Source organism: Streptomyces sp. NPDC029138 (assembly GCF_055564375.1).
In genome coordinates this window covers 69,639-84,330 of record NZ_JBVHWM010000041.1, presented here as the reverse complement: position 1 = coordinate 84,330, position 14,692 = coordinate 69,639, and the positions used below count along the sequence as shown (strand labels likewise).

Annotated in this window: 9 protein-coding genes; 2 read left to right on the top strand and 7 right to left on the bottom strand. The window is 73.1% G+C overall.

What is annotated here, in order from left to right:
* Nucleotides 1–314 precede the first annotated feature (314 nt).
* A complete protein-coding gene (locus ACZ4WH_RS27650; protein WP_468185350.1) occupies nt 315–1,433 on the bottom strand; it encodes an MGDG synthase family glycosyltransferase in 1,119 nt (372 codons plus the stop codon).
* 193 nt (nt 1,434–1,626) lie between these two features.
* Between ACZ4WH_RS27650 and ACZ4WH_RS27645 the strand changes: the two genes are divergently transcribed.
* Nucleotides 1,627–2,454: a ribonuclease BN gene (locus tag ACZ4WH_RS27645; protein WP_468185347.1), complete on the top strand. Its 828-nt coding sequence runs from the start codon at nt 1,627–1,629 to the stop codon at nt 2,452–2,454.
* On the opposite strand, the gene ACZ4WH_RS27640 is transcribed toward ACZ4WH_RS27645, so the two are convergent.
* From ACZ4WH_RS27640 to ACZ4WH_RS27620, 5 genes are all read right to left on the bottom strand, one after another.
* A complete protein-coding gene (locus tag ACZ4WH_RS27640) occupies nt 2,451–5,276 on the bottom strand; it encodes an NHLP bacteriocin export ABC transporter permease/ATPase subunit (protein WP_468185345.1) in 2,826 nt (941 codons plus the stop codon). The two genes, ACZ4WH_RS27645 and ACZ4WH_RS27640, sit on opposite strands and share 4 nt — an antisense overlap.
* Before the next feature lies 1 nt (nt 5,277).
* Nucleotides 5,278–7,500 carry an NHLP family bacteriocin export ABC transporter peptidase/permease/ATPase subunit gene (locus ACZ4WH_RS27635; protein ID WP_468185343.1) on the bottom strand — a complete coding sequence of 741 codons (2,223 nt, stop codon included), beginning with the start codon at nt 7,498–7,500 and terminating at the stop codon, nt 5,278–5,280.
* A complete protein-coding gene (locus ACZ4WH_RS27630; RefSeq protein WP_468185340.1) occupies nt 7,497–8,303 on the bottom strand; it encodes a biotin/lipoyl-containing protein in 807 nt (268 codons plus the stop codon). Before ACZ4WH_RS27630 ends, ACZ4WH_RS27635 begins: the two co-directional genes overlap by 4 nt.
* 102 nt (nt 8,304–8,405) lie before the next feature.
* Nucleotides 8,406–8,624, bottom strand: coding sequence for a type A2 lantipeptide (locus tag ACZ4WH_RS27625; protein ID WP_356128588.1), 219 nt, complete (start codon nt 8,622–8,624; stop codon nt 8,406–8,408).
* Between the two features lie 474 nt (nt 8,625–9,098).
* A complete protein-coding gene (locus tag ACZ4WH_RS27620) occupies nt 9,099–9,512 on the bottom strand; it encodes a PaaI family thioesterase (RefSeq protein WP_103816444.1) in 414 nt (137 codons plus the stop codon).
* 205 nt (nt 9,513–9,717) lie between these two features.
* Between ACZ4WH_RS27620 and ACZ4WH_RS27615 the strand changes: the two genes are divergently transcribed.
* Nucleotides 9,718–11,064 carry a S1 family peptidase gene (locus ACZ4WH_RS27615; RefSeq protein WP_468185353.1) on the top strand — a complete coding sequence of 449 codons (1,347 nt, stop codon included), beginning with the start codon at nt 9,718–9,720 and terminating at the stop codon, nt 11,062–11,064.
* Nucleotides 11,065–11,492: 428 nt separating this feature from the next.
* Here ACZ4WH_RS27615 and ACZ4WH_RS27610 read toward each other — a convergent pair whose 3' ends face one another.
* Nucleotides 11,493–13,643, bottom strand: coding sequence for a PP2C family protein-serine/threonine phosphatase (locus ACZ4WH_RS27610; protein ID WP_468185351.1), 2,151 nt, complete (start codon nt 13,641–13,643; stop codon nt 11,493–11,495).
* Nucleotides 13,644–14,692 lie beyond the last annotated feature (1,049 nt).

Sequence of the window (14,692 nt, the reverse complement as noted above, 5' to 3'; positions counted from 1 at the left end):
GGTGGTCCGGGGGTGCCGGGAGGCGGGTTGGCGGTGGGCCCTCTGCGTGACCATGGGCCGGTTCCGGTTCCGGGCGGGGTCTTGGTGCCGGCCGGGGTCGCGGGGGAGTGACGGGTGGTGCCCGGGTCCAGGTGCCGACGGTGGTCCGGGGGTGCCGGGAGGCGGGTTGGCGGTGGGCCCTCTGCGTGACCATGGGCCGGTTCCGGTTCCGGGCGGGGTCTTGGTGCCGGCCGGCTCCGTGCCGTGGTCATGCCGTTCCGCCCTCGCCACGGCTCCCGGCCCTCCGGGGCGCGGGGCGTGCGGCCCCTACCGGGTCACGGGTCCGCCCTCAGATCCGTCACGCAGTCCAGGGCATCCCCTCGGAACAGGGTGCGGCCACGGGCCACCCGGTCCGTGCGTTCCCGGGTGTTCTCCCCGAGCCGCCCGAGTGCCGCCAGCAGGGCGGGGGCGTCCGGGGCCAGGTCGGACAGGCCCAGTTCGGTCATGCGGTGTACGCCGTCCGTGCCATGGCCGGGGAGGGGGCGGTGGGCGATCACGGGCAGGCCCGTGGCGAGGGCCTGGACGGCGGTCTGGCCGGCCGCGTTGTCCACCAGGGCGTAGCAGGCGGCCAGCAGCCCCGGCATGTCGTCGACCCAGCCCAGGGCCAGCGCCACCGGCTCCCGGGAGACGTGTGCGCGCAGCCGCTCGTTGCGCCCGCACAGCACCACCGGCAGATAGCCGGCCGCCGCCAGCAGCCGCGCGGTGGCGGCCGGGCGGGACGCCGCCCCCCAGGCACCGGCGGACAGCAGGACCGGGGGCCGGCCGGGCGCCCGCCGGGCGAACCGCTCCCGCCAGCGGGCCGCCCCGGGGGCCAGGGCTCGGAAGGCCGGGTCGACCACCGGGCCGGTCGTGACCACGGGGACGGCGAGGAACCGGCGCACCTCCTCCGCCGCCGCGTCCGTGAGGCACAGGTACCGGTCGTTGCCCGGATGCAGCCACTGCCGGTGCACCGCGAAGTCGACGAGGAAGACGGCGCTCGGCACCCGCAGCCCGCCCCGCTCCCGCAGATGCCCGGTCAGCTGTGCGGCCAGATGGAAGACGGGCACCACCACGTCGGCGCCCATTCGGTCCACGAGTTCCGTCAGCCGGTCCCCGGCCAGCCGGGCCAGCGGGACCCCGCTGGGCCGCCGGCCGGGCCCACCGCGCAGGAACGCGCCGTAGACGCCGCCGTACAGCCAGGGCAGGTGCCGTACCGACGCCTGGTAGCCGCGGCGCAGCCCCGTGCCCAGGCCGTAGGGCAGCAGCGCCAGCACGTCGGTCACCCGCGCCTCGTGGCCCCGGGCGGCGGCCCGCCGCGCCAGCTCGGCGGCCACGGTGTCATGACCGGCTCCCATGCTCGCGCTCACGATCAGCATGCGCCGCCGGCGGCCCGGCGCGTCCTCGGTGGTAGGCACGGAGTCCGATTCTCCGCCGCGGCGGCGCGCAAACGGCGCACCCGCCCGCCGTGTCGCCCGACCGGACGGTCACCCGTGCGCAGCAGCGCGCCGTGCCGGGGCCCGCCCTCCGGCTGCGAGTCGCGCGGCGCGTGCCAGGCTGGATGAATCGGCACAGGAGAGCGTGTGGTGGGCGGCGAGCACGGGAGGAGCCGTGAGGCGGTTGCGGCGCGGCCTGCACCGCGCGTGGCGGTGGCTACGTGTCCAGGCCTTGTTCGAGCGCGGCCGGGAGCTGGAGCTGATGCACCGGGCCATGGGGTTCGCCACCCTGGCCCTGGTGACGCTGGCGCCGCTGCTGATCGTGGTCGCCGCGGCCGACCCGCTGGTGCGGGGCGGCTTCGCCTCCTGGCTCACCGACGGCATGGGCCTGTCCGGACGGTCCGCCCGCGTCATCACCGACGTCATCAGCCCCCCGCGCAAGGTCATCGGCACCACCAGCGTATGGAGTGGCGTCCTGCTCGCCGTGTTCGGCGTGTCCTTCGGCGGCAGCGTGCAGAACGCCTACGAGCGGATCTGGGGCCTGGCCTCCGGCCCCTGGCACCGGGTGTGGCGGCAGGCGACCTGGCTGGTGGTGCTGACGGCGTACCTCTACCAGGAGGTGGCGACGAAGTCGGCGCTGTACGGGACGCAGCGGATCGCGTTCTCCGCGCTGAGCGGGGTGCTGTTCTTCTGGTGGGGGCAGCGTTTCCTGCTCGGCGGGCAGGTCCACTGGCGCTCGCTGCTGCCCGGCGCGGTGGCCACCGTCATCGGCCTGGCCGGCCTCCGCGCCTTCTCCTACCTCGTCTTCACCCCGCTCGTCGTCACCAACGCCCTGAGCTACGGCGCCGTCGGCACCGTACTCGTCGTCGAGTCCTGGCTGATCGGCGTCGGCTTCGTCATCTACGGCGGTGCCCTGTTCGGCCGCTGGTTCACCCAGCACCACTGGGTGCCGTCCCACCACCACGACGAGCCCGCCGGGACGGACGACGAGGAGCCCGGCTAGGCCAGCTGCCGGCGCACCAGCTCGTGCAGCCGGCCCCCGGTGTCCGCGAGGAGTTCGGCCGGGGTGCCCTGCTGGACGACCTTGCCGTCCTCCATCACGATCACCCGGTCGGCGTCCATGACGGTCGACAGCCGGTGGGCGATGACGATCCGGGTGGCGTTCAGCTTGCGCGTGCTGTCGATGACGATGCGCTGCGTCTCGTTGTCCAGGGCGCTGGTCGCCTCGTCGAAGAAGAGGATGCGCGGGCGCCGGATGAGGGCCTGGGCGATCATCAGGCGCTGCCGCTGGCCGCCGGAGATCGCGCCGTTGCCCGCGACGATCGTGTGCAGCCCCATCGGCATCCGCTTGATGTCCTCGGCGAGCCCCGCCAGCTCGGCCGCCGCCATCGCCTCCTCGGGCGTGTACGGCTCGGTGCCGCAGATGACGTCCATGATCGAGCCGGTGAACGGCTGGGCGTGCTGGAGGACGACCCCGCACTGGCGCCGCACCGCGGACTGGTCGAGCGCCGCCAGGTCCTGGCCGTCGTACAGGACGCTGCCGGAGACCGGCCGGTCGAAGCCGATGAGCAGGCGCAGCAGCGTGGACTTGCCGCAGCCGCTCGGGCCGACGACCGCCACGAACTCGCCCGGCCGTACGGCGAAGGACACGTCGTCCAGCACGAGCGGGCCGTCGTCGGCGTACCGGAAGGACAGCCGGCGGGCCTCCAACGCGCCGGACAGCGGGCCGGGGCGGGTGCTCGCCGTGCGCACCTCGGGGGTGGCCTCCAGCACCGGCTTGATCTCCTCGAACAGCGGCAGCGCCGCCACCGCCGAGACGAACGCGCCGGTCAGCTGGGTGACCGAGGTCAGCACCATGGTCACCGACGTGTTGAAGGTGAGGAAGTCCGCCGCCGACATGGCCCCCTTGGCCGGGCCCGCCAGCAGCATGAACATCAGCAGCGTGCACACCGGCAGATAGACCGCGCCGAGGACCGTGGTCAGGTTCTTGATCCGGCCGGCCTTCTGCTGGAGTTCCCGGCTGCGCGCGAACTGGCTCGCCCAGGCCGCGTACGCGTAGTTCTCCGCCGCCGCCACCCGCAGCTTCGGCAGCCCGCGCAGGGTCTGGAACGCCTGGTTGTTCAGCTTGTTGCCGAGCACCACCAGGCGCCGCTGCCAGCGCACCTGCCACAGCCCGAGCCCGCCGAACACCGCCGCGATCACCACGAGCATCCCGATCGCGGCCGTCGCCATCGCCGGGCTGTACCAGAACAGCAGGGCGAGGTTCATCGCTCCGACGGTCACCGACTGGGCGATGACCGGGCCGACGCCCGCCAGCAGCCGCCGGATCGTGCTGATGCCCATCGCGGCACTGGCCAGCTCACCCGTCGAGCGCTGGGTGAAGAAACGGGTGGGCAGCCGCAGCAGCCGGTCCCAGACGGCCGGTTGCAGCGCCGCCTCGATCCGGCCCTCCAGGCGCAGGATGGACAGGTTCTCCAGCAGCGTGAACGCCGCCGCGACCACCCCGCTCACCATCACCGCCAGGCACACCTGGACGATCAGGCCCTCCTGCGCCTTCGGCACGTACTCGCCGAGCACCTTGCCGGTCGCGATCGGCACCAGCGCGCCGATCGCCACCGTCACCAGCCCCGCGAGGAGCAGGTTCAGCAGGTCGGCGCGGGTGCCGCGCAGGCTGAACCGGAGCAGCCCGAGCGGCCCGAGCCGCTTGTCGGGCAGCGGCCGGTAGAACATCACCGCGCGCGGCTCGAACTCCTCCGCGTTCGCCTTCTCGACGGGGGTCTCGCGTCCCGTCCCGGGGTGGACGGCGACATAGCCGCCGCGCCGCCACAGCAGCGCGACCGGCGCCCCGGACAGCGCCCGGTGGCCGACCAGCGGGCCCACGTCCTCCCGCCACCAGCGCCCGTCCAGGCGGACGGCCCGGGTCCGCACCCGGGAGGCCAGCGCCACCCGCTCCACCGGGTCCAGCCGGTCGCTCTCGGTGCCGCTCTGCGCGGGCTCGGCGAGCCGGATGCCGGCCGCCTCGGCGACCAGCTTGCAGGCCGCGTAGGTGGCGTCGGCGTCGGCGGCGGTCGTACGGCGGTCGGAGCGCTTGCCGATGGAGGCCAGCAGGGTCCGGTCGGCCTGGGCGCGCACCGCCTCACCGGCCTTGATCCCGGCGGCCGTCCGGGTCTCGTGGGTGCGCTCCAGCTGCTCGATCCACCGGTCCAGCGCGGTCAGCAGCCGGTACTGCTGGTCCACCATGCTCTGCCACAGCGCCGGGTCCATCAGCAGATCGGCGGCGGCCTCCGCGCCGTACAGCGAGCCGTACTGCACGCTGCCCGGCGGCACCTGCATCCAGAACACGTCGTCGTCCGTGGGCGCTGTGGCCCGCTCCTCGGCCAGCGGGGCCTGGAAGAGGACGGACAGGCCGCGGCCGACACCGAGGGCGAGCGCGTACTCCAGCGGGCTCGACGTCGGTGGCACGTACTGCGGGTTGCCGTACTCGTCGTACGACCAGGTCTGGGTCTGCGCCGGCTGGTACAGCTCGCGCAGGCTGACCCGGTGCACCACGCAGTCGCGGACCGGGCGGGCCACCAGGGTGTGCTGGGGGCCGGCGACCGGGCCGAGCAGCAGCGTGCCCGCCTCCAGCCGGCCAAGGTGGTGCCAGTGGCCCTGCTGGGCGGCGTCCACCGCGTACAGGTCCAGGGCGCCGGCCGCGACCAGCCACAGCACCTGCGGACCCTCCAGGTCCAGGCGGCTCAGACCGGCGCAGTCGAACCGCGTGCCGAGCGCGCCGAGAGCCCCGAGGACGAGGTCGCCGTCGAACCCCTCCTGGACAGTCGTCATCTCATCGCTCCCTGACCAGTGCCGCGTACGCGCCACCGCGCGCCACCAGCTCCTCGTGCCGCCCGCGCTCCACGACCGTGCCGTGCTGGAGGACGACGATCTCGTCGCTGTCGCGGACCGTGCTCAGCCGGTGCGCGATCACCACGCAGGCGCAGCCGCGCCGCCGCAGGTTGTCCATCACGACCAGCTCGGTCTCCGCGTCCAGCGCGCTGGTCACCTCGTCCAGCACGAGGATGCTCGGCCGGCGCACCAGCGCCCGCGCGATCTCCAGGCGCTGGCGCTGCCCGCCGGAGAAGTTGCGGCCGTCCTGCTCGACCTTGCTGTGGACGCCGCCGGGCCGGCGCATCACCACGTCGTACAGCGCCGCGTCCTTCAGCGCCTCCACCACGGCCTCGTCCGGGATCGACGGGTCCCACAGGGCCACGTTGTCGCGGACCGAGCCCTCGAAGAGGAAGACGTCCTGGTCGACGAAGGAGACGGAGGCGGCGAGCGCGCCGCGCGGGATGTCCTCCAGCCGGCGGCCGTCGATGCGGATCACCCCGTCCCACGGCGCGTAGAGTCCGGAGATCAGCCGGGACACCGTGGACTTGCCGCTGCCCGAGCCGCCGACCAGCGCCACCTGCTGCCCGGGCCCGACGGTCAGGTCGAAGCCGGTCAGCAGCGGCTGGTCCAGCGGGCTGTAGCCGAAGGTGACGTTCTCCAGCTCGACGTGCCCGTGCAGCCGCCGGGTGGAGTCGGCGCCACCGGGGCGGGCGTAGAGCGGGTCGGCCTGGAAGTTCTCCACGTCCTTCAGCCGGGCCACGTCGGCGGCGAAGTCCTGGATGCGGCCCGCCACGCCGTTGAGCCGGGTCAGCGGCGCGGTGAAGCGGGTGACCAGCGCCTGGAAGGCGACGAGCAGACCGACCGAGATGTGCCCCTCCACCGCGCGCATCCCGCCGATCCACAGGATGAGCCCGCTGTTGAAGGTGGCGAGCGTCGGCGCGACCACGCCGAGCCAGGCGCTCGGCACGCCGAGCCGCTGCTGCTCCTCCAGCGTGGTGGCGTGCTGCCCGGCCCACTTGCGGAAGTAGCCGTCCTCGCCGCCGGTCGCCTTCAGCGTCTCGATCAGCTGAAGGCCGGTGTACGACGTGTTGGTCAGCCGCGCTGTGTCCGCGCGCAGCTTCGCCGTGCGGGTCGCGCGCAGCCGTACGACGAGCCGCATGGCCACCACGTTCAGCAGGGCCACGGCGATGCCGACGAAGGTCAGCTGCGGGTCGTAGGTGTAGAGCAGGACCGCGTACAGGACGACCACGATCGCGTCCACCCCGGCCGCCGCGAGGTCGCGGGCCAGGGTTTCGGCGACCTGGTCGTTGGACTGTAGGCGCTGCACCAGGTCGGCGGGGGAGCGCTGGGCGAAGAACGTCACCGGCAGCCGCAGCAGATGGCGCAGGAAGCGGGCGCTGGAGAGGGTGGAGGAGATGATCCGGCCGTGCAGCAGGTTGGCCTGCTGGAGCCAGGTCAGCACCAGCGTGAGCAGCACGCACGCGGCCATCGAGGCGAACAGCACGCCCAGCAGCGAGGTCTGGCCGCCGATGAGGAACATGTCGATGTAGGTGCGGCTGAGCGCGGGTACGGCCGCGCCGACGGCGACCAGCAGGAGGCTGGCCAGGACGGCGGCGGGCAGGGTGCCCGCGGTGCCGCGCAGCCGGGCCGGCATCGCGCCGAGCACACCGGGCTTGCGCCCGCCCTTGGTGAAGCCCTCGCCGGGCTCCAGCACCAGCACCACACCGGTGAAGCTGCCGTCGAACTCCTCCATGGGCACGAAACGGCGGCCCTTGGCGGGGTCGTTGACGTACACCCCGCGCCGGCCGAAGCGGCGGCCCATGCCGTCGTAGACGACGTAGTGGTTGAACTCCCAGAAGAGGATGGCCGGTGCCCGCACCTCGGCGAGGGCCGCGAGGTCCATCTGCATGCCCTTGGCCGTCAGGCCGTAACCGCGGGCCGCCTTCAGCAGGTTGGAGGCGCGGGAGCCGTCGCGGGAGACACCGCAGGCGATGCGCAGCTCCTCCAGCGGGACGTGCCGGCCGTAGTGGCCGAGGACCATGGCGAGGGAGGCGGCGCCGCACTCGACGGCCTCCATCTGTAGCACGGTGGGCGTACGGACCGTGCCGGTACGGGACTTGGGGACCGGCCGCTTCGCGGGGGCCGCGCGTCTGCGGCCTCGGGTGTCCTGGGCGGTGGTCACGGGAGCAGCCAATCGACGGGATGCTGGTCGGCGAGCCGGACGGAGCCGGTGGCGAGGGTCATGGAGTCGAGCCGGAACGGCGGCCCGTCCGAGGTGGACCAGCGGTAACCGCTCTTGGTCGACGAGGACTCGGCGAGTTCGACCAGGACGGCCACCGGGCGGCCCTCGCGGGTGAACTGCTCGCCGAGCTGGCTGTCACCGAGGAACGCGGAGATGGACTGGGCGGACTGTGCGGTACGGTCCACCGACTTCACCTCGCCGCGCAGCACGCCGTACCGCTGCGTCGGTACGGAGGACACGGTCAGGTCGACCGAGGCGTGCGCCGGGATGGCGGCGGCGTTCTCCGCCGGCACGTACACGGTCGCGTACAGCGGGTCGGAGGCGTGGGCGACCTTCTCGACCGCGGCGACGTTCGTGCCGGTCCGGATGATCTGGCCGATGGTGGCGGCGAGCGTGGTGACCCGCCCGGCGGCGACCGTCCGGACCACGGAATCGCCCTTGTCCGTACGGACCTCGAGCACGGGCGCGTTCGCGGGCAGCCGCTCGCCCTGCCGGGCGAGGACGGCCGTCACCTGTCCGGCCACCGGGCTCTGGAGCAGATAGCTGCCCTGCCCGTGGGTGAGGATGGCGGGCGCGCTCACCGTGGAGGCGACCGAGCCGGTCACCGCCCAGACCGAGGCGGCGGCCATGACGACGACGGTGACGCCGAGCGCGAGCCAGCCCTGCGGACGCGCGAGCCGCACCGGGAGGTCCAGCTCCTCCGGCGACTGGAGCTTGGCGAGGGCCTGTTGGCGGAACTGCACGGAACTTCCCTCACCTGTGGGAGAGACGCGGGTGTTTCAGGGCACCGATGAGTCCCGGAGCCGTGGGACGGCTCCGGGACGTCGGTCACACCGAGGGTGCGATCAGAGACCGGCGACCAGGCCGTTGACCGGGGCGGTGTTCAGGCCGGAGACGCCCTCGACGGTGCCGACGACCGTGTTGACCAGGCCGGTCACGCCCGGGGCGACCGCGTTGACGGTGCCCAGGGTGCTGTTGAGGGTGTTCACGGACAGACCGCCGGAGACGTTGTCCAGCTCGGCGTCCGAGATCTCGACGGTCTCAACCTGGGGGGTGGAGTTCATGGTGGAACTTCCCTTCATATGGATATCTCACAAGGGGGGAGCGGCCCCCTCTGGGGACAGACGGACGGCCGCGGCCGCGGGCGCCGGGCACCCGTCTCCGAGAGGCCCGCCGGACCCCGCGGTGCGATGGATCAAAGCACGCACGCGGGGCGCGCTTCCAATCAACCAGGGCTCTCACCTGGGCACTTGGCCCATGAAGGGGTTCAACGGTGCAGGTCTGCGCACGGCATGTCAGCGACTCCTTCACATGCCGCGCGGCATCGTCGCGCCGGGTGCCTTGCCCCCCGGATCGCGAATCCGGCACTCCTCGCCAATGACGTGTCAGGGGGCGCACGGATGTGCAGATCTCCGGGCTGCCGTGAGGCGCCTGGGTATTCGATGTGCAGATTCCCTGAAGGGTGGATTCCGCTTCGTGTTCGCAGCTGACCGTTACCGATCGGTAGCTGAGCGTGCCGGGGCCGGAAGCTGAGTGTGTCAGCCCAGAATCGCGTACACCGTGCTCGCCCGGGCCGCGAGCGCGCCCGAGGCGGCGTCGCTCAACGTGACATCGGCGAACGCCATCCGGCGGCCCAGCTTCGTCAGCACCGCTTCGATCAGGACATCCGCGCCGGTCACCGCCCGCTGGAACGAGGTGGACTGCTGCACCGTCGTCATCGGCACGAACCCGCCCCGGGCGGCCGAGACCGCGATCACCGTCGCCGTGTCGGCCGCCGCCATCAGTGCCTGCCCCGACAGCCCGCCGCCCTCCCGGGCCAGCCGGTCGGACCAGGGCAGACGCAGCACGGCCCGGTCCTCGCCCACCGCTTCGACGGTCAGCCCCAGATCGAGCACCCACGGGGCGAAGTTGGCGGAGAGGATCTTGTCGGCTTCGGCGGTGGTCATCGTCATATGGGGGATTGTTCCCGGCCGTCCGCCACGACACGCGGAGCCTGGCCGATTCCCCGCCCCGGTACGGCCGTTCGGAACCGGAATTGAACACACCACGCGGCCGGTGCGTACGTACGGCCATCCAGGCGCCCCGGTACGAACCCGATACGCACTGCCCGTGAGCGGCAGACCCCCGTGGAGGTCGAGAAGTTTGAGTCACAAGCGAATGCCCAAGCGCAAGGCCGCGATAGCGGTGGGCGGTGTCGCGGCGCTCGGCGCGGCGGCCCTCCTGCTGCCCAACGCCAACGCCTCCCAGGACCAGGACAAGGCGACCGCGGGCGGCACGGCGGACGCGAAGACCCTGAAGGCCACGGACGCCTCGGACCTCGCCGCCCAGCTCGAGAAGGTCCTCGGCGACGCCTTCGCCGGCTCCTACTACGACAGCGGCAAGCAGCGGCTCGTCGTCAACGTGGTCAGCGGTGACAACAACGTCATCGTCCAGGCGAAGAAGGCCGGTGCGGTGGTCCGCCAGGTCGAGAACAGCACCGCCGAACTCAAGGCCGCCGCCCAGACGCTGAAGGCCAAGGCGACCATCCCCGGCACCTCCTGGGCCGTCGACCCGCGCACCGACAAGGTGCTGGTCACCGCCGACTCCACGGTGACCGGCGCGAACTGGAACAGACTGCAGTCGACCGTCCGCGGCCTCGGGTCCGGCATGGCCACCCTGAAGAAGTCCTCCGGCACCTTCAAGACCTTCGTCTCCGGCGGCGACGCCATCTTCTCCCAGGTGCAGGGCGGCAGCGTCCGCTGCTCCCTCGGCTTCAACGTCACCGCCTCCGACGGCAGTCCCGCCTTCCTGACGGCCGGTCACTGCGGGGTCGCCGCCAAGGAGTGGTCCGACTCCGAGACCGGCCAGCCGATCGCCACCGTCGACCAGGCCACCTTCCCCGGCGAGGGCGACTTCTCCCTCGTCAAGTACAACGACCCCAACACCCAGGCGCCCAGCGAGGTCAACGCCGGCAACGGCCAGACCGTCCAGATCAACCAGGCCGCCGAGGCCACCGTGGGCGAGACCGTGTTCCGGATGGGCTCCACCACCGGGCTGCACGACGGCCAGGTCACCGGCCTCGACGCCACCGTCAACTTCCAGAGCGAGACCGACCCGAACGGCGTCGACACCGTCACCGGCCTCATCCAGACCAACGTCTGCGCCGAACCGGGTGACAGCGGCGGCTCCCTGTTCACCCAGGACGGCAGCGCTCTCGGCCTCACCTCCGGCGGCAGCGGCGACTGCACCAGCGGCGGCGAGACCTTCTTCCAGCCGGTCACCACCGCCCTCCAGGCCACGGGCGCGACGCTCGGCAACGGCGGCGACGGCGGCAACGGAGCGGGCGACCAGGCCGGTGCGGGTGCGGGCGATGAGGCCGGTGCGGGTGACCAGGCGGGTGCCGGTGATCAGGCGGGTGCCGGTGACCAGGCCGGTGCCGGCGGTGACGAGATCGGCGGCAGCGCCGACCCGTCCGGCTCCGGCGCGGCGGACGACGGGTCGTCGTCCCTCACCGACTCGCACTGAGCACGCCGGATCACATTGAGCGGGCCGGCTCGCACTGAGCGCGCCGGAACACATTGAGCGGACCGGCTCGCACTGAGCGGGCCGGTTCGCGCTGAGCGGGTCGGATCAAATTGTGGGGACCGGCTCGTGTTGCCCGGACCGGCTCGTGTTGCCCGGACCGGCTCGTGCTGAGCGGGTCGGCTCGCGTTGAGCGGGTCGGCTCGCGTTGAGCGGGTCGGCTCGTGTTGAGCGGGTCGGCTCGTGTTGAGCGGGTCGGCTCGTGTTGAGCGGGTCGGCTCGCGTTGAGCGGGTCGGCTCGCGTTGAGCGGGTCGGCCAGCGCTGAGCGGACCCGCATGCCCCTCAGGACTCCCCGGCCGGCCTCCCTCGCGGTCCCGGTCGGCGGGGAGTGGTCCGGCCCTCCGGCGGGAGGGCCGGACACGGCCGTGCGTCAGCCGTCGTCGCGCGCCCGCAGCAGCAGCACCGCCACGTCGTCCACCCGGCCCCGCGCCCCCGCACTGTGCCGGACCACCTCGTCCGCCAGGCTCTCCAACGGCTGGTCGCCGATCTCCGCGAGCAACCCGCCGAGGTCGACCAACGCGTCCTCGATGTCGATGCCCGGGGACTCCACCAGGCCGTCGGTGTACAGGACGAGCACCGAGCCGGGGGCCAGGGACACCTCGGTCGTCGGATACCTGGCCGCGGCGTCGATCCCGAGGAGCGGGCCCCCGGCCAGGTCCAGCACCCGCACCCGCCCGTCCGGCCGGCGCAGCAGCGGCGGCGGATGACCGGCCCGGGCCATGACGGCCCGCCCGCGCGCCGGATCGAGCCGCAGATACAGACAGCTGGCGAACAGTTCGGCACCGAGATCGATCAGCAGCCGGTTGGTGCTGCTCATCACCTCGTGCGGCGCCTGCCCCACCGTGGTGTACGCGCGGACCCCCGTGCGGATCTGTCCCATCAGGGCGGCGGCGGTCACGTTGTGCCCCTGGACGTCCCCGATCACCGCCGCCGCCAGCGGCCGGGTCGGCACCAGGTCGTAGAAGTCGCCGCCGATCTCCATGCCGTGGGTGGCGGGCAGATAGCGGGCCGCCGCCTCGATGCCGGGCGGGGGCGTCAGGGAGTGCGGCAGCAGTGCCTGTTGCAGGCCGTGCGCGAGGCGGTGCTTGGCGTCGTAGAGCAGAGCCCGCTCAAGGGCCTGCGCGATCAGCCCGCCGAGCGAGGCCAGCACCGCCCGCTCGTCGGCGGGAAAGACGTGCGGCTCCGCGTAGGCCAGCACGCAGGTGCCGACCGGCCGCCCGGACGCGATCAGCGGCAGGTACGCCCAGGCCGCGAAGCCGTCCGGGGTGTGGTGCCGGCTCGGATACAGCCGTTCCAGCTGTTCCCGGGAGTCGAAGAACGCGGGCACCCCGCTGTTCAGGACGTGTGTGCCCGGGGTCTGCTCGGACAACGGCAGCCCGTTGAACCGCTCCACGATGTGCGGGTCCGGATAGCCCCGGTGCCCCAGCACGTGCAGCCGCCCGCCCTGCGCCCGCAGCAGCGCCAGCGCCTGGCTGCCGACGGCCGGGGCCACCTCCTGCCACACCAGCTGCACCACGTCCCGCACCCCGACCGCCTCGGTCAGCGCGCCCGCCAGGCTCAGCAGCTGGGAGATCGTCACCAGCCGGGACGGGCCCGGACCCGCCTGCGGGGTCCCGCCCGCCATCTCCGCCACCGCCCGGGACCGGGTGACGCGCACACTCAGCCCGGTCGTGCTCGGATACAGCCGGAACGACAGCCACTCGCCCGGTGGGCGCAGCGCCAAGAAAGACGTCACCTGCTGGCTCATCAGCGCCGCCCGGTAACGGTCCTCGTACATCGGGTCGTTCAGCCAGGGCACCGACACCCAGGGCACCGTGCCCAGCAACTCCCCGGCCGGCCGGCCGAGCAGCTCGGCGGCGGCCGTGTTCACGAAGCCGATCCGGCCGTACAGATCCAGCGACATCAGTCCGTACGGCAGCCGGGACACCATCCGCGCCGCCTCGACCGAGCCCAGCGTCTCCGCGACGAACGACACCGGCGCGGCGAGCACGTCCGGCTCGTGTCCGAGCGGGTGGTCCTCCCGCGCGGCCCGCTCCAGCCGCAGCGCCAGCCGTCCGCAGGCCGCCTCCAACTGCTCCCGCTCCCGGTCCGACAGCTCCGGCGCATGCGTGCCCGGCCAGGTCACGAACACCGCGCCGTACACCGTGTGCTCCGTCGCCAGTGGCGCGGCGGCCAACGCGAACGGGTACGGCAGCACCACCGAGATCCTGGGATAGCGGCGGGCCATCTCCGCCTCGCCGCCCACCCACACGAACCGTCTCTCCCGCGCCGCGTCCGCGACCGGGATCGGCGCGCTCAGCCCCACCCGCTCCCAGGGCGCCGCGAAGGCCCGGGGCATGCCCGCCATGACCGCCATCTCCAGGACCGGCTCGTCGGGCCTGAGCAGATACACCGCGCCGGAGTGCGCCTGGACCTCGTCCATCAGGGTGGCCAGCGCCAGCGACAGCACCGGCTGTCCGGCCGGCGTCGCGCCGGCCGCCGGTGCCCGTCCCGGCTCCGGCCCGTCGGACACGCCGACCACCTCCTCGTACGGCCGCGCGTCGCATCCCGGCCACAAGACTCCCTCGCGGCGGCGCCCCGCGCACGGCGAGCGTTCACGAGTCTCCGTTCGCGCCCCCGGGTGCGGATGGCTTCGAATACCCCGCCCGGCCGTCTCCATGCGCCGGCGCGGAGGCGCGTCCGCGTCTCGGCCCGGACGCCGTGACGCGGCGGGTGAGCCGCGGATGGGAACGCGGGCCGGGCCGCGGTAACGGGCGGCGCCCGGCGGTGGGGGAGAAGCATGGGTGGTGTACGGGTTTCTTGTGTGCGCCCCCGTCGCGCCCGGATGGCCGATTCCACACGCATCGGCCGGAGTTCCCGGCCCCGCGGCGGTGGAGCGGTGGAGTGCCGGGGCGGAGGTGCGGGGGACGGCCGGGCGTGTCGGCGGTGGGGCGGAGCGGCGCGCCGCGCGTGTCGTCGCCGTGCCGGTCGGCGCGCCCGGAGCGTCCGCCGGCCGGATCATCACCCCAGATCAGGGGCAGTCCGGCCAACCCGTCGAACCGCGAGGCGGCGCGGCCGCCCGCGGCGGACCACGGGTGGACGAACTGTCGTTCGGTGACAAGTGGCAGGTATTTTCCCGGGCGCGCGGTTTGCGGCGGAGACGCCGGGGCACACGCGGGGGCGACGATCCGGCCGGGGGTCTCGTGCGCGCGGAGCCCGGCGAGTGGCCGGACAGTGACGCAAAAGCACCGGCAGAGTACTCTCCGTTCAACTTCAGGGGGTTGCTTGCATGTGACTCGCCGTGAAGACTGTGGCCGAGTTCCATCGAAACGAAGGTGTCTTGGGGTACGCATCATGCCAATCGCGGGGCTGCACGCCCTGCGACTGCGTATTCTCACACCTCACGAGCCGGGAGGGTCCCGCGTGAGCATCGCGCGGGAGGTATCGCCGAGGGGATGGGTTATGTCGGGTTGGCGGGCCGTACGACCGGGCTCACTGCGAGGCCGTGGCCGGCCGCGCAGCCGCCACGTCCTTCATCGCATGTGCTGAGGCCGCACGTATGTGCTGACGCCGCACCGCATGTGCCGAGGC

Excerpts from the sequence above, each read along its gene's own strand:
- ACZ4WH_RS27640 (WP_468185345.1), bottom strand. The coding sequence starts at position 5,276 with ATGACGACTGTCCAGGAGGGGTTCGACGGCGACCTCGTCCTCGGGGCT.
- ACZ4WH_RS27620 (WP_103816444.1), bottom strand. The coding sequence starts at position 9,512 with ATGACGATGACCACCGCCGAAGCCGACAAGATCCTCTCCGCCAACTTC.
- ACZ4WH_RS27615 (WP_468185353.1), top strand. The coding sequence starts at position 9,718 with ATGCCCAAGCGCAAGGCCGCGATAGCGGTGGGCGGTGTCGCGGCGCTC.
- ACZ4WH_RS27625 (WP_356128588.1), bottom strand. The coding sequence starts at position 8,624 with ATGAACTCCACCCCCCAGGTTGAGACCGTCGAGATCTCGGACGCCGAG.